The sequence below is a fragment of the Priestia sp. ST2 genome, assembly GCF_055810735.1.
The window spans coordinates 1-15,820 of record NZ_JBVVNT010000019.1 but is presented as its reverse complement, the minus strand read 5'-3'; the positions used below and the strand labels follow the sequence as shown (position 1 = coordinate 15,820).

Here is a 15,820-nt window from a genome sequence, read left to right as displayed (position 1 = left end):
GCCGCCAGCGTTCATCCTGAGCCAGGATCAAACTCTCCGAAGAAATGTTTGACTTGCTCAATTTAAAAAATAAAAATTAACGTTGACGTTTACTATTTCGTTCAGTTTTCAAAGAACTCTTGTCTCAAGGCGACTTTTTTATCTTACCACCTCAAGAATAACTTGTCAACAACTTTTTTCATTAAGTTATTTTCGAGTTATTTTTTGTTGTTGTCTTAGCGACGTATATAAATATAACATCTGTTAACTTGTTGGTCAACAACTTTTTCAAAAAAAAATAAAAGTTTTCTCGAAAAGATTCCAGAAAACTTTTATTTTGGATATTCCTCCAAATTATAATATGAAATTACTAATAACAAGTAAGGCAGCTATGCCTGGAATACCTAAAATAGCTGAAACAATGGCTGTGGGGAAATTAATAGGGATATGAATACCAAACTGTACGCCAAAGATGTTAATAAAGAAAAGCAGCAGAACGCCAATAATAAGCTTGATCGATAAATTTCCAATGACTCGAAGCATTTTTTCAACACCACCTGTTACTAAGAGTAGAATGATTAGCCCTGTTAAAAAAGACACAACTACAATGGGATGATTTAGCATGTTGCCTCCTTCTTAAAGCAGATAAGTTATCTTATATGTATGTCCAAGCATTCAAAAAAAGCACTACTTCACGGAGGGAAATCCTTATTTTATAAAGACAACAAAACAGGATGCCTCTATGACATCCTGTTAATTGAAATATTTCGATGCTTGGCTTCTTTTAATAGAAAAAGATACTTCATTTTGGCTAATCGAATATCTACCATTACCTCTTCTGAAGGATCTACACTTCTTTCTACCATTGAAGTTTTGTGACTCCATTCCTGCTTTACTTGCATAAAAGTCTTCACAAATTCATCATCGTACTCTTTGCGTAACCAACCTTTTCTTTTAAAAAACATATGCAAGTACCTCGTTATACTTCTCTTCTACCTTCTAGGGCTTTAGATAATGTTACTTCATCTGCGTACTCAAGATCTCCTCCAACGGGTAACCCATGAGCAATTCTAGTAATTTTAATTCCTGTCGGCTTTAAGAGCCTAGAGATATACATAGCCGTAGCTTCGCCCTCTATATTCGGGTTAGTGGCTAAAATCACTTCTTGAATCTCATCATCTTGAAGTCTTTTTAATAACTCTGGTACTTTGATATCTTCAGGCCCTATTCCTTCCATAGGTGAAATTGCGCCATGCAGGACATGATACAAGCCGTTATATTCTTTCATTTTCTCCATTGCAATGACATCCTTAGGGTCTTGCACGACGCATACCACATTTCGCTCTCTGCGCTGATCTTGACAAATGTAACAAGGATCTTGATCTGTGATATGTCCGCAAACTGAACAATAGGTTAAATTTCGCTTCGCATTGACTAATGCTTTTGCGAAATCTAATACTGTATCTTCTTTCATAGATAAAACAAAGAACGCTAAGCGAACAGCTGTTTTTGGACCAATGCCGGGTAACTTCATAAAACTATCTATAAGCTTTGATATTGGTTCTGGATAATGCACGTGGCAACCACCTTATTAAAGTCCTGGAATATTTAAACCTTTTGTAAATTGACCCATTGTGTTATTTGTTAAATCGTCCATTTGTTTTAATGCGTCATTTGTTGCTGCTAGTACTAAATCTTGTAGCATTTCAATATCTTCAGGATCTACTACATCCTCTTTAATATTTACATCAATTACTTGTTTCTGACCGTTAACTACAACTGTCACCATTCCGCCGCCAGCTGTACCTTCAACAGTTTTTTCAGCTAACTCTTCCTGCGCTTTTTGCATATCTTTTTGCATTTTTTGCATTTGTTTCATCATTTTTTGCATATTGCCCATGCCTTTCATCATATGAACATTCCTCCTAAATTTACTCTTGAATTTCGATTAAGTCTTCTCCAAATAGCTTTTTCGCTTCTGCAACCACAGGGTCTTCCTCCTGTGGTTGACCTGATGACCCATCACTTTGCTGTCCTTGAAGAAACTCTTCTCTTACTTTATCCCATTCACTTTCTGGAATTGCAACCATTTCACGCTTGCTGCCAATTAAAGTATATAAGATATTCTCTAAATTATCACGTACATTGTTGTTATTTTCAGAAGCCATTTTGCAATGAATTTCATATTTGAATTTAAGTATAAATGATTGATCTGAAGACGCAACCGGTTCACTGTTAGATAACAACGCTGCATGTGAAGCTTTATTTTGTTGTTTCAATGTGTCCAACACCTGCGCCCAAGATCGCTTAATCGTTTCTAAATTCTGCCGAGTGGCATTTTTTAAAACTTCATTTACCTTCCCAACAGGCGTTTTGTACTGACTTCTGGACTGTCTTGTCTGTTTTTTCTCTGTTTGCACTGCCTGAGCTGTATGATCAACTTGAATGCCTTTTTCTTTTAACTGCTGCAGTTCTGCTTCCATTTGATTCATTTTTTGCAAAATGTCTTGATATGGAAGAGCACTCTCTTGACTTGTAGAACTTTGAGCTAATTTTACTAAAGCTACTTCAAGTAGCACTCGAGGATGATTGCTCCATTTCATCTCTTGCTGAGTTTTGTTCAATTCAGCAATGACTTTATAAATAAAAGCACTATCCATTTTTGAACTGAGTTCTTTAAACTCTTCGTTAACCGCTGCTTTTTCAAGTAAATATGCATTTTCTTCAGAAGCTTGATAAAGCAGAACATCACGATAATAGAAGATGAGGTCCTCTACAAACCTCGCTGGGTCTTTTCCGTTTTTAATCAAACTTTCAACAGAGTCTAGCGCTTCTACAATGTTTTCGTTAAAGATAGCTTGGACGATCTTCACAATAAAAGACTGTGATACTGCTCCTGTTATGGATAGAACATCCTCTAAGCTCACCTTCTCCGTACTATACGAGATAGCTTGGTCTAAAAGACTAAGTGCATCACGCATGCCGCCTTCTGAAGCTTTCGCAATTTCGTAAAGAGCATCCTCGCTTACTTCTAGCTCTTCAGAACCTAATACTTCCTTCATTCGATATACGATATCTTCTGGCGAAATGCGTTTGAAATCAAAGCGCTGACATCTAGAGATAATCGTTAATGGAATTTTATGCGGCTCTGTTGTAGCTAAAATAAAGATAACATGTGCAGGAGGTTCTTCTAACGTTTTTAACAAAGCGTTAAAAGCTCCAATTGAAAGCATATGAACTTCATCAATAATGTACACTTTGTATCGAACAGCACTAGGTGCATATTTTACTTTATCACGGATATCTCGAATTTCATCGACTCCATTATTAGAAGCTGCATCAATTTCAATTACATCAGAAATGGAACCATCAGTAATTCCCCGACAAGTTGCACATTCATTACAGGGTTCAGCAATGGGTGCTTTTTCACAGTTAACGGCTTTCGCTAAAATTTTAGCAGCTGTTGTCTTTCCTGTCCCCCGAGGCCCAGAAAATAAATACGCATGCGAAAATTTCTCTTGGACAAGGGCATTTTGAAGTGTTTTGATAATATGTTGTTGACCGACTACGTCGTTAAAGCTTTGAGGACGGTATACACGGTACAGAGCCTGATATGCCACTACATCCTCTCCTTTTAATATAATTCATTAGTTATCATTATAGCGTATTATGAGGTTTTTTTTCAAAATAGTGAGAGATAAAATAAAAAGCCTACTCCAACAGAGTAGACTAAACTTATGTATATAACTGCCGTGCACCTTCCGTCGATTAGCCACCCCAGGCGTTACTTAAGCAGTTAGCTCGGTTCAGGCGACCCCATGGCACATGAGAGGTTCTGCTTACTGCTGCTTCCTTCCGGACCTGACAGGGTTCACAGATTCCCATTGCATAGGACCCAAACGTCAACACCACTTACTTAAGGCAGGCCCTAAGATGAGCTAACCTCAAGAAGGAATTCGGCCTCGCTAGAGCGGATTGCGAGTACAGGGCACCGCTACCTCCCCGCTTAGCACGGCAAAGTTGAAACCAATAGTTTGGGCATCAAGTTGATGCATTTACAAGTATACGTCTTTTCATTCAAAAATGCAACCGCTATAGAAAACTTACTTTTTTAGCGCTATTTTCCAGACTTTTTTCGTTGACGCAACTCACGAAAAAAGGTCGTTAAGAGGCTCCCGCATTCTTCTTCTAGCACACCTCCTACTACTTGTGCTTGATGATTAAACTTTTCAAACTCTAATAAGTTTAACAATGTTCCCGCACAGCCACCTTTAGGATCATAAGCTCCAAACACAACTCTTTTCACTCTTGATAATACAATAGCACCTGCACACATCGGACATGGTTCTAAGGTGACATATAACGTAGCGTCTTCCAATCTCCATGTTCCTAATTTCTTACATGCTTCATCAATTGCTAAAAGTTCTGCATGAGCAACTGATCGCTGTTCTGTTTCTCGTAAGTTATAAGCTGAAGCAACCACCTCATCATTTTGAACAATAACTGCTCCAATGGGAACCTCTAATTTATCTTTGGCTTTTAATGCTTCATCAATTGCCAACCTCATATACTTTTCATCATTTAACACTTTTTATCCAACCTTACATATTATATTTTTTCTGAGTCAAACTATTTACTATGTACATCAGGAAAAGGAGATACCTTGTGTGAAGAACGCTAAAACTGCTTTAATTATTATCGATATGCTAAACGATTTTCAATTTAAAAACGGCAAAATACTTGCTGAAAAATCTTTAACCATTGCTCAAAACATTGCCCAGTTAAAACAGTACGCATCGTCTCAACATATCCCTATTATCTATGTAAATGACCATTATAAGCTATGGCAAGCAAACTTAGAAACCATTTTAACACACTGCACAAATGAGATAAGCTCACCCATTCTACATCACATTTCACCACAAAACGCTGATTACTTTTTAATTAAACCAAAGCATTCTATCTTCTATGGGACAGCTTTGAATATTTTGCTATCACAGCTCGATGTCCATACACTTATTTTAACAGGAATTGCGGGAAATATATGCGTGCTTTTTTCAGCCAACGATGCTTATATGCGTGAGTATAACTTAATTGTGCCTGAAGATTGTATTGCTTCAAACGCAGATGAAGACAATACCTTTGCTTTGAGAATGATGCATAACGTATTAAATGCTCGTATTTGCAAACATACCGAGTTGATGAATTAAGTAAAAAGCCTTCTCATATGATGGAAGTAAGTCATATGAAATGGAGGCTTTTTATTATGCAAATTTACACTGTTAAAGCAGGTGACAGTATATATAGTATTGCAAAACAGTTCCGCATTGACGCAGGGAAAATTATAAGAGCAAATGAATTACCTAACCCAAATCAACTCGTTATCGGGCAATCTATGGTTATTCCAATCAATGGTACTTACTACACAGTAAAAGCTGGGGACACTATATGGAAGGTAGGAAGAAAATTAGGCGTTAGCTATCAGGCTATTGCCAATGCGAACAATGTTTCAGTTACAGCACCCTTAACCCCTGGCCGCCGCATCTTAATTCCCCCTTCCCCCAACAAAAGAAACGGTGAGTTTTTAGGGTATGTTGAAACAAGCAATCGAAAAATCACTCCTCAAACAGAGAAGATGATTAATCAAAATGCAAAATACCTTACTTATCTCGGGCCAGCGAACTTCGAAGTGCAAAAAGACGGTTCTCTAAAGGCACCTCCACTTAACAATTTAGGTTCTATTGCTAAAGAAAATGACGTCATTTTCTTAATGGTATTGGCTAATATTGAAAACGGCGCATTTAGTGACGAAGTCGGCCGAGCAATTTTAACTAATAAAGACGTTCAAGATACGCTTTTAAATAATATTGTAAAAACAGCGAAAGAACAAAATTTCAGAGACATTCACTTTGACTTCGAATTTTTGCGTCCGGCAGATAAAGAAGCCTATATTGCATTTTTACAGAAAGCAAAAAAGCGTCTTCAAGATGAGCAACTTCTTATGTCTGTCGCTTTAGCTCCGAAGACAAGTCGAGATCAAAAAGGCAAATGGTATGAAGCACATGATTATAAAGCCATTGGAGAGATTGCTAACTTCGTTGTTCCGATGACATACGAATGGGGATATAGCGGTGGGCCTCCTATGGCCGTCTCTCCTATTGGTCCCGTACGTGATGTTTTAGAATATGCAATATCTGAAATACCTAGTTCAAAAATTATCATGGGCCAAAACCTATACGGTTACGATTGGACACTTCCTTACAAACCAGGAGGAGAATATGCCAAAGCCATTAGTCCTCAACGAGCTATTGAGTTGGCAGCTCGCTATAAAGTAGCTATTCAATACGACAATAAAGCACAAGCTCCTTTCTTCCGGTATAAAGATGAGCAGCAGCGCACCCACGAAGTATGGTTTGAAGACGCTAGGTCTATTCAGGCCAAGTTTGATTTAATCAAAGAATTAAAACTTAGAGGAATGGCCTACTGGAAACTAGGCTTAGATTTCCCGCAAAACTGGCTCTTGATTGAAGACAACTTCAAGATTACAAAAAGAGTGACACAGCCATAAATAGGGAAAGCTTACTGTTAACAGTAGGCTTTTTGTTATTCTTCTTACTGAAAGAAATTTCTTTTCCCCTTATTCTCCTTCTCTATGTTAAAATATTTTTTGTCTGTTTTTTTTGAACGAGTGGTCATGAAGGAGGCAAATGAATGCAAGGCACACCTTTTATTTCAGTAGAAGGACCCATCGGTGTCGGAAAAACCTCTCTAGCTAAAGAGATTGCACAAGAATTTCAATTCGAAATTTTAAAAGAAATCGTAGATGAAAATCCATTTCTCGGGAAATTTTATGAAAATATCAACGAGTGGAGTTTTCAAACCGAAATGTTTTTTCTATGTAATCGATATAAGCAGTTGGAGGATATTCAAAAAGGGTTCTTATCTTATAAAAAACCTGTTGTAGCAGATTATCATATTATGAAAAACATGATTTTTGCTGAGCAAACGTTAAAAGATGAACAGTATAAAAAATATGTACAAATCTTCCACATCTTAACGGCTGATATGCCAGCTCCGAACATTATTATTTATTTAAATGCCAGCTTAGATACCTTGTTAAAGCGTATTAAAATGCGCGGAAGAGAAATTGAACGAAACATCGATCCTCACTACCTTGCGAGGCTAAGTGATGATTATGAAAAAGCTATGACGGCGTTTGAACAAAATAACCCTGATGTAACCATTTTACGTTATGACGGTGATGAAATAGATTTTGTACAAAATAAACAACACTTAAATAGAATCCTATCAGAGGTTCAAGAGAGTATGTTAAAAAGGAGTATGTAATGGTAAACTTACGATCGAAATACAACATTCCTAATGATGCTGTGTTGACGATAGCGGGTACAGTTGGAGTTGGGAAATCTACAATGACTCAATCATTGGCTGATGCTCTCCAATTTCGCACATCGTTTGAAAAAGTAGATTCCAACCCTTACCTGGACAAATTTTATGGAGATTTTGAACGTTGGAGCTTCCACCTACAGGTATATTTTCTAGCAGAACGCTTTAAAGAACAAAAGAAAATTTTCGAGTATGGCGGCGGCTTCATCCAAGACAGATCCATTTACGAAGATACCGGTATCTTTGCTAAGATGCATTTTGAAAAAGGAACGATGTCTAAAGTAGACTATGAAACATATACAAGCTTGTTCGATGCGATGGTTATGACTCCATATTTTCCTCATCCGGATCTGCTCATTTATTTGGAAGGCAGCTTCGAAGATATTGTAGATCGCATTCAAGAAAGAGGGCGACCAATGGAACAGCAAACGCCTCTTGATTATTGGAAAGAGATGCACGCCCGATACGAAGACTGGATTAATAACTTTACGGCTTGCCCTATTCTTCGTTTAGATATTAGAGAATACGACCTTATCAAGGATCCTGATTCAATTGAATCAATTGTTGAAAAAGTGGCTCGCTTTTTACAACATAATGAAAAGCTAAAACGTCGTCATCTATAAAAAAATGCCGCTTTAATAGATAAAGCGGCATTTTTAACAAATAAAAAACCGTTACTTATAAGTAACGGTTTTCCAATCTCCAATTTATCGCGCTATGTTAATTGCATTATAAGTCAAATATGGCGGAGGAAGAGGGATTCGAACCCCCGCGGGCTTTAACACCCCTGTCGGTTTTCAAGACCGATCCCTTCAGCCGGACTTGGGTATTCCTCCGTATCGACAAGTATTAATTTATCATATATAAATAATAAAGTCAACTCTTTTATTGATGTTTTTAAAAAAGATGTTCATTAAGAATTAATTCTTAATGAACACCTTCTACTTTTATTTAGAGATAAATTCTTTATTTCCCATATATGGACGCAGCACTTCTGGAATTTGAATTGATCCATCTTCCTGCTGGTAGTTTTCTAAAATTGCAGCTACCGTACGACCAATTGCTAAGCCAGAACCGTTTAGTGTATGAACATGTTCTGGTTTTGCTTTTGTATCACGGCGGAAGCGAATATTAGCACGGCGAGCTTGGAAGCTTTCAAAGTTTGAACAAGAAGAAATTTCACGATAAGTTTCATAACTTGGAATCCAAACTTCAATATCATACTTTTTGGCTGCTGTGAAACCTAAGTCAGCTGTACACATGCTTAGAACTCGGTAAGGTAAACCTAATAGTTGAAGAACCTTTTCAGCATGGCCCGTTAATTTTTCTAATTCATCATAAGAATCTTCTGGCTTAACAAAGCGAACGAGTTCTACTTTATTAAACTGATGCTGACGAATAAGACCACGTGTATCTCTTCCTGCAGAGCCTGCTTCTGAGCGGAAGCAAGCACTATACGCTGTATAAGCAATTGGAAGCTGATCTCCGCTTAAAATTTCATCACGATGTAAATTTGTAACTGGTACTTCAGCTGTAGGAATTAAGAAATAATCTTCTTCTTTAATCTTGAATGCATCTTCTTCAAATTTAGGAAGCTGCCCTGTTCCTGTCATGCTTGTGCGATTCACCATATATGGAGGAAGGATTTCTTCATAACCATGTTCATCCATATGTAAATCCATCATAAAGTTAATAAGAGCGCGTTCTAATCTTGCACCTAACCCTTTATAAAATACAAAGCGGCTTCCCGTTACTTTCGAAGCTCTTTCAAAATCTAAAATATTTAAATCTGTTCCTAAATCCCAATGCGGTTTTGGTTCAAAATCAAATTGTTTAATTTCTCCCCATTTGCGAACTTCTACGTTATCATCTTCAGTTTCACCTACAGGCGTACTTTCATGTGGAACGTTAGGAATTGAAAGCAGCAATAGTTCTAATTCTTCTTCAACGCTGCGAAGCTCTTCATCCAATTGCTTTACGCGGTCTCCTACTTCACGCATTTCAACGATTAAATGATCAGCATCTTGTTTTTCACGCTTCAATTGTGCAATTTGCTGTGATACTTCATTTCGCTTGCTTTTTAACTCTTCTGTTTGAGCAATTAGCTCACGGCGTTTTGCATCTAACTCTTCAAAGCGACCTAAGTCCGTTAAGTCCTCACCACGAAACTTGAGCTTTTCTTTTACTTCATTAAAATTAGCACGTAAAAATTTTAAATCTAACATATTTAGTACCTCCTTTAGTATAAAAGGGCAAAATAAAAACTCTCATCCCCATGAAAGGGACGAGAGTTTACCCGCGTTGCCACCCTAATTGAAAGCTAAAATAAGCCTTCCTCTTAAACCAGATAACGGATGAACCGAAACTGCCTACTACTTTTTCGACAGCTTGCTCCAGGACGGATTCATAAGAATTGATTATCGATTCACACCAGCCATCGACTCTCTTGAAATCAAAAATCTTATTACTATTTCCTATCAACGCTTTATACCAATATCATTTTTATTAATCATAATGTACTACAAGTCTTTACAAGATGCAATTCATTTATACAGGTTTTTTTGAAGCTTCTTCAACCATTGCTACAAAATACTGCGCCATGCGAGCATCATCTGTCAATTCTGGATGAAACGAACATCCCAAGAATTGACCTTGTCTTGCCGCAACAATTCGGTCGTTATGCATTGCTAAGACTTCAACGTTTTCTCTTACTTCTACAATATGCGGAGCACGTATAAATACGCCTATAAAATCTTCACCGATATCTTTAATATTTAGGGCAGCTTCAAAGCTATCCCGTTGACGCCCAAACGAGTTTCGAGCTACCGTAATATCCATAACACCTAAATGGGGCTCTTCACGGTCAACGACTTGTCCTGCAAGTAAAATTAAACCGGCACACGTACCAAATACCGGTTTACCTGCTTGTGCAAACTGGCGAAGGGGTTCCATAAAGTCATATTTGTCGATCAGACGACGCATCGCTGTGCTTTCGCCGCCCGGTAGGATTAAACCATCTATTTCGTTTAGCTGTTCAACTTTTTTTATGATAATGGCTTCAGCGCCTGCTGCTTCTAATGCTTGTGCATGCTCGCGAAAGGCACCTTGTAATCCTAAAACGCCTACTTTTACCATTTTGTCAAAACTCCCTTTAAATTACCATCCACGCTCTTGCATGCGGTTTTCTGGTAATAATGATGAAATTTCAATCCCTTTCATTGCACTTCCTAACCCTTTTGATAAGTTTGCAATAAGCTCATAGTCTTGATAATGTGTTGTTGCTTCCACGATTGCTCGCGCAAACTTTTCAGGGTTGTCTGATTTGAAGATTCCTGATCCAACGAACACGCCATCTGCTCCAAGCTGCATCATTAACGCTGCATCTGCTGGTGTTGCTACACCGCCTGCTGCAAAGTTTACAACCGGTAAACGACCTTCACGTTTAATTTGCAGTAATAACTCATAAGGTGCGCCTAATAATTTAGCTTCTGTCATTAACTCATCTTCGTCCATACCCACAACTTTACGTACTTGAGCGTTTACTTGACGCATATGGCGTACTGCTTCCACGATGTTTCCTGTCCCTGGTTCGCCCTTTGTACGAAGCATTGCAGCTCCTTCAGCAATACGACGAGATGCTTCGCCAAGATCACGGCAACCGCACACAAATGGAACCGTAAATGTATTTTTATTTAAATGAAACTCCTCATCAGCTGGAGTCAACACTTCACTTTCATCGATGTAGTCTACACCCATCGCTTCTAGCACGCGTGCTTCAACAATATGGCCAATACGAGCTTTTGCCATAACTGGAATGGACACAGCATTCATCACTTCTTCAACAATTGTTGGGTCTGCCATACGAGACACGCCGCCTGCTGCACGGATATCAGCTGGAACACGCTCTAATGCCATAACGGCAACAGCACCTGCTGCTTCTGCAATTTTTGCTTGCTCTGCATTGATCACGTCCATGATAACGCCGCCTTTTTGCATTTCCGCCATTCCTCGTTTTACACGATCAGTACCTGTAATGTTATTCATGTTTGTCTTCCTCCTGTATCAAGTGTTTCACAATAATTTTTAGTGTATATACAAAATTCAAAACTTAGTGTCTATTTTACCGCATTTTTCGGAAAATTCCTATCTAATTTATAGATTATATACAAACAAATCTAAAAATAAAAAGAAGAGATACTCTCTTGTAGTATCTCTTCTTTCTCTTGAGTTATCATTAAAACCAGTTATTCACTGTATTTGCAGCATTCATCCAAATATCGCTGAAGAAGTTGCCAATACTGCGGATAGCGAGAGAGAACCATCCAGCTTTTTCAACAGATTCGTTTGTCACAACCGGCGTCATGCTATCTGTAGTTTGACCTCCTACATAGCCTAAATCTTTAAGATTGCTGTTTGTTGCACTGACATAAGCAACTGTTTCTCCTTTTTTAATAGGAGCAACAACTTTTTGATCGTTCATAACTTTATCGTTTAACTTAAAGTTGATTTTAGTATGATCTTTTTGACCTTTTTCGGTAATAATCTTTACCGAATTCTTTGGAGAAACGGAAGCTTCTTTTGACTTTCCTTTAGCAACATTAATTGTTTCATGCCCTTTAATCTCGCCGTTAGCAGGCACTACTTCTTTTAACTGAAAATGACTAAAAGCATAATCCAATATCTTTTTTGTTTTGGAAAAACGAGCAGCTTCCGTAGACTTGCCGTTTTCCTTAGCATTCATTACAACTGTTATGTATCTTACCCCGTTACGCTCTGCAGTCCCAGTGAAACATTGACCTGCAAAATCTGTATGGCCAGTTTTTAAACCGTCTACGCCGCTGTAGGCAGCTGAAAAACCTGGGAGCATCTTGTTCCAATTGTTCATTTTTGTTTCCCCTTGTTGCCCTTGTCTAAACATCTTAGAAGGAGTTTTAGCTACTTCCAAAGATTCTGGATAATCATGAATTAAGTGATAAGCAAGGGTAGCAACTGCCCGAGCCGATAGAAGGTTCTCATCTTCTTCCTTCGTTCCTTTTGGATACATTCCTTTTAACAGAGAATTAGAAAGACCTGTGGAATTGACAAATTTTGATTCACCCATATTTAATCTTTTTGCCGTTTCGTTCATTAACTTAATAAAGTTTTCTTCAGAACCACTGACAGCTTCAGCTAAAGCAATTGCAGCTCCATTAGCTGAGTAAATAGCCATGGCATCATATAATTCTTTCACCGTGTATTTTTGGTTTTCAATTAACGGTACATTCGATAATCCATAATCTTGAGAAATTTTAGCTGCATATTTACTAACTGGCACACGTTGATCCCAAGATAATTTCTTATCTTTTATGGATTCTAATACTAGGTATTCTGTCATCATTTTTGTCATGCTTGCAATACCTAATAAAGCATCCGTATTTTTCCCGTATAATACTTTCCCCGTACTTGCCTCTACTAAGATCGCTGCATCTGCTTCAACGCCAATATCATCTGTTTTAGGAGCAGCTGATGCTTGTGTAGAGACAAAAAATACGCTGGCCATTAACATAACAGCAATGACACAAATTAATTGTTTCTGTACTGCGTTTCTCACTCTATACCCTCCAAACGTAAACTCACATAAATGTAATTTTATCATACTAAAATTTAAAAAAATAGATAAAGAAGTACTGTTACATTCATGATCCATGACATAAAAAACACGTTTCCTAATAGGGAAACGTGTTTTTTTAACATTCATGATTATCTCATAGAATAGTTAGGAGATTCTTTTGTGATTTGTACATCATGTGGGTGGCTTTCTCTTAAACCTGCTCCAGTCATACGAATGAATTGTGCCTGTTCACGTAACGCTTCTAAGTTAGCTGAACCACAGTAACCCATTCCTGCACGTAAACCGCCAATCATTTGATATAAAGTATCTGCTACAGGTCCTTTGTAAGGCAAACGTCCTTCGATACCTTCTGGAACTAATTTTTTATTATCTTCTTGGAAGTATCGATCTTTACTTCCTTTTTCCATAGCTCCTACAGAGCCCATTCCACGGTACACTTTAAAGCGTCTACCTTGGTAGATTTCTGTTTCTCCAGGACTTTCTGTCGTTCCTGCTAGAAGGCTTCCTAGCATTACTGTATGTCCACCAGCTGCAAGTGCTTTTACAATATCTCCAGAGTATTTAATACCGCCATCTGCGATAATAGCTACACCGTGCTTACGAGCTTCAGTTGCACAATCATATACTGCTGTAATTTGTGGAACGCCTACACCAGCTACAACACGAGTTGTACAAATTGAACCAGGTCCAATTCCTACTTTTACTACGTTTGCTCCTGCTTCAATTAATGCTTTTGTACCTTCAGCAGTTGCTACGTTACCAGCAATAATATTTAACTCTGGATATGCCTCGCGAATGCTGCTTACCGTATCTAAAACGCCTTGTGAATGTCCATGCGCTGTATCAATAACGATAACATCAACGCCAGCTTGTACTAATTTTTCGATACGAACGTTTGAATCAGCTGTTACGCCAACAGCTGCTCCAACTAATAATCGACCTTGTTGGTCTTTAGCTGCATTTGGAAACTCAATTACTTTTTCAATGTCTTTAATTGTGATAAGGCCTTTTAATACGCCATTGTCATCTACAAGAGGTAACTTTTCAATTTTGTATTGCTGTAGAATTTTCTCTGCTTCTTCTAAAGTCGTTCCTACTGGAGCAGTAACCAATTCTTCTTTTGTCATTACATCAGCAATTTGCATTGAATAATCTTGGATAAAACGCAAGTCGCGGTTTGTAAGGATTCCAACTAGTTTTTGTTCTTCTTCGTTGTTGACAATCGGCACACCTGAGATACGATATTTGCCCATTAAATGTTCAGCGGCAAATACTTGGTTTTCAGGAGTTAAAAAGAAAGGATCCGTGATAACACCACTTTCAGAACGTTTTACTTTATCAACTTGTTCTGCTTGCTGTTCAATCGACATGTTTTTGTGAATGATACCTAAACCACCTTGTCTAGCCATCGCAATAGCCATTTCAGCTTCTGTAACTGTATCCATTCCTGCACTGATGAACGGCACCTTTAATTTTAATGTTTTTGTTAGTTCAACACTCATATCAACGTCTTTAGGCAGTACCTCAGATTTTGCTGGCACCAGTAAAACGTCATCAAATGTTAAGCCTTCTTTAGAAAATTTGCTTTCCCACATTATAGAATCCTCCTTTAAACGACAGAATATTATTAGTAGATTAACAAGCAGATATGTACCTGTCAATAACTTCACTAGATATCAGATAATTCTAATAAAAAGAAAAGGTGATTTAGTTGCATAAATTTAATGATGTTTGGACGTCCTACAATTTATTTTTCTCCGTTCCTTTTGTACAAGACTTTTTAAAAAAGCGCTATCAAAAATTGAATTATAGCGATGCAGAGCAACATAGCTTTAAAAACAGTTACCCATTTATTTATTATTTGGAACACAGTAAAAATTATTATCAAGTTGCGGCACAATCTCCTGTATCAGTTCAACCAGTTTTATTATTTTATGGAATGTCACAGCTGTTAAAAGCCTGTTTGTTAACGCAAAACCCAGTATATCCAGAAAATACAGCGGTGTTAGCACATGGAGTATCAACACGAAAAAGAAAAAAACAAAGTTATGATTTTCTAGATGATGAAGTTAAGATCCAAAAAAGCGGTTTGTTTTCACAAGTAGGAGAAGAATTGTTTCATGTGAAACAACTAGAAGGTAGTAAATACACAATGAATTATCTGTTGTCGTGCGTACCGGAATTAGATACATTATTTTTAAATTTGGGTACTAGGTCATTTTCCCATTTAACAACTATTGGATCGCTTCCAGCTGCCTCTTTGTCTATTCCTGAACAAGTCACACGGTGTTATCATATGAATCACGAAAGGCTCTACTCTTTTTTAAAAGAGCGTTCCCGCCTATCATTGTCTCTGTCAGAAGATCAGGTATGTATTCTTGATCCTTCAAGCTGTTTATATAATTGTTCACCTTTTATGTACAATTTCCAAAATAACACGCTGCATGCACCTTTGGAAAAAGATAGCTGCTTATATTTCCCTGAGATGTTGGCACATTATTTATTACTTTATAATTTAAGTATGATTTCACGTTATGAAACAGAGTGGTGGTATGAATTATTGCATACATACTCTTCGAAAGATTACCCATTTATCTTGAGGTTCCTTGAAGTTACGGCTCAAAAGATTCCTTACTTAATTTCTTGTTACTTAAATGAACATACAAAAAAAGACTAGCTAAAATAGCTAGTCCTTTTTCAAGTGCCTGGCAACGTCCTACTCTCACAGGGACAAAGTCCCAACTACCATTGGCGCTAAAGAGCTTAACTTCCGTGTTCGGTATGGGAACGGGTGTGACCTCTTCGCTATCGCCACCAGACAAGAGA

At 37.7% G+C, this 15,820-nt stretch carries 16 protein-coding genes, 1 tRNA gene, 1 rRNA gene, 1 other RNA gene and 1 other annotated feature; of the genes, 5 read left to right on the top strand and 14 right to left on the bottom strand.

Annotation, left to right across the window (positions count from 1 at the left end; translation table 11 throughout):
• Window positions 1-333: 333 nt before the first annotated feature.
• From AC0KUU_RS29595 to tadA, 7 genes are all read right to left on the bottom strand, one after another.
• Window positions 334-603 carry a pro-sigmaK processing inhibitor BofA family protein gene (locus AC0KUU_RS29595; RefSeq protein ID WP_043977073.1) on the bottom strand — a complete coding sequence of 90 codons (270 nt, stop codon included), beginning with the start codon at window positions 601-603 and terminating at the stop codon, window positions 334-336.
• Between the two features lie 116 nt (window positions 604-719).
• Window positions 720-944: a YaaL family protein gene (locus AC0KUU_RS29590; protein WP_013054840.1), complete on the bottom strand. Its 225-nt coding sequence runs from the start codon at window positions 942-944 to the stop codon at window positions 720-722.
• Window positions 945-958: 14 nt separating this feature from the next.
• On the bottom strand, window positions 959-1,555 hold the full coding sequence (gene recR / locus AC0KUU_RS29585) for a recombination mediator RecR (RefSeq protein WP_013054839.1): 597 nt from the start codon (window positions 1,553-1,555) through the stop codon (window positions 959-961).
• A gap of 15 nt (window positions 1,556-1,570) precedes the next feature.
• On the bottom strand, window positions 1,571-1,891 hold the full coding sequence (locus AC0KUU_RS29580; RefSeq protein WP_013081327.1) for a YbaB/EbfC family nucleoid-associated protein: 321 nt from the start codon (window positions 1,889-1,891) through the stop codon (window positions 1,571-1,573).
• A gap of 19 nt (window positions 1,892-1,910) precedes the next feature.
• Window positions 1,911-3,599, bottom strand: coding sequence for a DNA polymerase III subunit gamma/tau (gene dnaX / locus AC0KUU_RS29575; RefSeq protein ID WP_322552516.1), 1,689 nt, complete (start codon window positions 3,597-3,599; stop codon window positions 1,911-1,913).
• Window positions 3,600-3,729: 130 nt separating this feature from the next.
• Window positions 3,730-3,994, bottom strand: an RNA gene (gene ffs, locus AC0KUU_RS29570) — signal recognition particle sRNA large type.
• Window positions 3,995-4,096: 102 nt separating this feature from the next.
• Window positions 4,097-4,567: a tRNA adenosine(34) deaminase TadA gene (gene tadA / locus AC0KUU_RS29565; protein WP_080781572.1), complete on the bottom strand. Its 471-nt coding sequence runs from the start codon at window positions 4,565-4,567 to the stop codon at window positions 4,097-4,099.
• 79 nt (window positions 4,568-4,646) lie between these two features.
• Here tadA and AC0KUU_RS29560 point away from each other — a divergent pair, with 79 nt between their 5' ends.
• The 4 genes from AC0KUU_RS29560 to AC0KUU_RS29545 all read left to right on the top strand — a co-directional run bounded on the left by AC0KUU_RS29560 (window position 4,647) and on the right by AC0KUU_RS29545 (window position 8,006).
• Window positions 4,647-5,189, top strand: a complete 543-nt coding sequence (locus AC0KUU_RS29560; protein ID WP_043977087.1) for a cysteine hydrolase family protein — start codon at window positions 4,647-4,649, stop codon at window positions 5,187-5,189.
• Window positions 5,190-5,245: 56 nt separating this feature from the next.
• Window positions 5,246-6,547 carry a glycoside hydrolase family 18 protein gene (locus tag AC0KUU_RS29555; protein WP_043977089.1) on the top strand — a complete coding sequence of 434 codons (1,302 nt, stop codon included), beginning with the start codon at window positions 5,246-5,248 and terminating at the stop codon, window positions 6,545-6,547.
• Between the two features lie 143 nt (window positions 6,548-6,690).
• Complete coding sequence (locus AC0KUU_RS29550; protein WP_043977092.1) at window positions 6,691-7,326, top strand: deoxynucleoside kinase; 636 nt, start codon at window positions 6,691-6,693, stop codon at window positions 7,324-7,326.
• A complete protein-coding gene (locus tag AC0KUU_RS29545; RefSeq protein ID WP_013054832.1) occupies window positions 7,326-8,006 on the top strand; it encodes a deoxynucleoside kinase in 681 nt (226 codons plus the stop codon). The genes AC0KUU_RS29550 and AC0KUU_RS29545 overlap by 1 nt, the downstream gene beginning before the upstream one ends.
• A gap of 120 nt (window positions 8,007-8,126) precedes the next feature.
• On the opposite strand, the gene AC0KUU_RS29540 is transcribed toward AC0KUU_RS29545, so the two are convergent.
• The 6 genes from AC0KUU_RS29540 to guaB all read right to left on the bottom strand — a co-directional run bounded on the left by AC0KUU_RS29540 (window position 8,127) and on the right by guaB (window position 14,589).
• A tRNA-Ser gene (locus AC0KUU_RS29540) sits at window positions 8,127-8,219 on the bottom strand.
• 111 nt (window positions 8,220-8,330) lie between these two features.
• Complete coding sequence (gene serS / locus AC0KUU_RS29535; RefSeq protein ID WP_013054831.1) at window positions 8,331-9,608, bottom strand: serine--tRNA ligase; 1,278 nt, start codon at window positions 9,606-9,608, stop codon at window positions 8,331-8,333.
• Between the two features lie 52 nt (window positions 9,609-9,660).
• Window positions 9,661-9,873, bottom strand: a binding site (T-box leader).
• Between the two features lie 57 nt (window positions 9,874-9,930).
• Window positions 9,931-10,518, bottom strand: a complete 588-nt coding sequence (gene pdxT, locus AC0KUU_RS29530) for a pyridoxal 5'-phosphate synthase glutaminase subunit PdxT (protein ID WP_322552515.1) — start codon at window positions 10,516-10,518, stop codon at window positions 9,931-9,933.
• Window positions 10,519-10,539: 21 nt separating this feature from the next.
• Window positions 10,540-11,427 carry a pyridoxal 5'-phosphate synthase lyase subunit PdxS gene (gene pdxS / locus AC0KUU_RS29525; protein ID WP_013054829.1) on the bottom strand — a complete coding sequence of 296 codons (888 nt, stop codon included), beginning with the start codon at window positions 11,425-11,427 and terminating at the stop codon, window positions 10,540-10,542.
• 190 nt (window positions 11,428-11,617) lie between these two features.
• Window positions 11,618-12,973: a serine hydrolase gene (locus tag AC0KUU_RS29520; RefSeq protein ID WP_473454021.1), complete on the bottom strand. Its 1,356-nt coding sequence runs from the start codon at window positions 12,971-12,973 to the stop codon at window positions 11,618-11,620.
• A 149-nt stretch (window positions 12,974-13,122) separates the two neighbouring features.
• Complete coding sequence (gene guaB, locus AC0KUU_RS29515) at window positions 13,123-14,589, bottom strand: IMP dehydrogenase (RefSeq protein ID WP_013081319.1); 1,467 nt, start codon at window positions 14,587-14,589, stop codon at window positions 13,123-13,125.
• Between the two features lie 116 nt (window positions 14,590-14,705).
• Here guaB and AC0KUU_RS29510 point away from each other — a divergent pair, with 116 nt between their 5' ends.
• Window positions 14,706-15,671: a YaaC family protein gene (locus AC0KUU_RS29510; RefSeq protein WP_322552514.1), complete on the top strand. Its 966-nt coding sequence runs from the start codon at window positions 14,706-14,708 to the stop codon at window positions 15,669-15,671.
• A 26-nt stretch (window positions 15,672-15,697) separates the two neighbouring features.
• On the opposite strand, the gene rrf is transcribed toward AC0KUU_RS29510, so the two are convergent.
• Window positions 15,698-15,813, bottom strand: a 5S ribosomal RNA gene (gene rrf, locus AC0KUU_RS29505).
• Between the last annotated feature and the right edge of the window lie 7 nt (window positions 15,814-15,820).

What these genes read in the sequence shown, in the direction of transcription:
- guaB (WP_013081319.1), bottom strand. Translation starts at nt 14,589, where the DNA reads ATGTGGGAAAGCAAATTTTCTAAAGAAGGCTTAACATTTGATGACGTT.
- serS (WP_013054831.1), bottom strand. Translation starts at nt 9,608, where the DNA reads ATGTTAGATTTAAAATTTTTACGTGCTAATTTTAATGAAGTAAAAGAA.
- AC0KUU_RS29555 (WP_043977089.1), top strand. Translation starts at nt 5,246, where the DNA reads ATGCAAATTTACACTGTTAAAGCAGGTGACAGTATATATAGTATTGCA.
- AC0KUU_RS29545 (WP_013054832.1), top strand. Translation starts at nt 7,326, where the DNA reads ATGGTAAACTTACGATCGAAATACAACATTCCTAATGATGCTGTGTTG.
- pdxT (WP_322552515.1), bottom strand. Translation starts at nt 10,518, where the DNA reads ATGGTAAAAGTAGGCGTTTTAGGATTACAAGGTGCCTTTCGCGAGCAT.
- AC0KUU_RS29580 (WP_013081327.1), bottom strand. Translation starts at nt 1,891, where the DNA reads ATGATGAAAGGCATGGGCAATATGCAAAAAATGATGAAACAAATGCAA.
- AC0KUU_RS29590 (WP_013054840.1), bottom strand. Translation starts at nt 944, where the DNA reads ATGTTTTTTAAAAGAAAAGGTTGGTTACGCAAAGAGTACGATGATGAA.
- pdxS (WP_013054829.1), bottom strand. Translation starts at nt 11,427, where the DNA reads ATGAATAACATTACAGGTACTGATCGTGTAAAACGAGGAATGGCGGAA.
- AC0KUU_RS29550 (WP_043977092.1), top strand. Translation starts at nt 6,691, where the DNA reads ATGCAAGGCACACCTTTTATTTCAGTAGAAGGACCCATCGGTGTCGGA.
- AC0KUU_RS29595 (WP_043977073.1), bottom strand. Translation starts at nt 603, where the DNA reads ATGCTAAATCATCCCATTGTAGTTGTGTCTTTTTTAACAGGGCTAATC.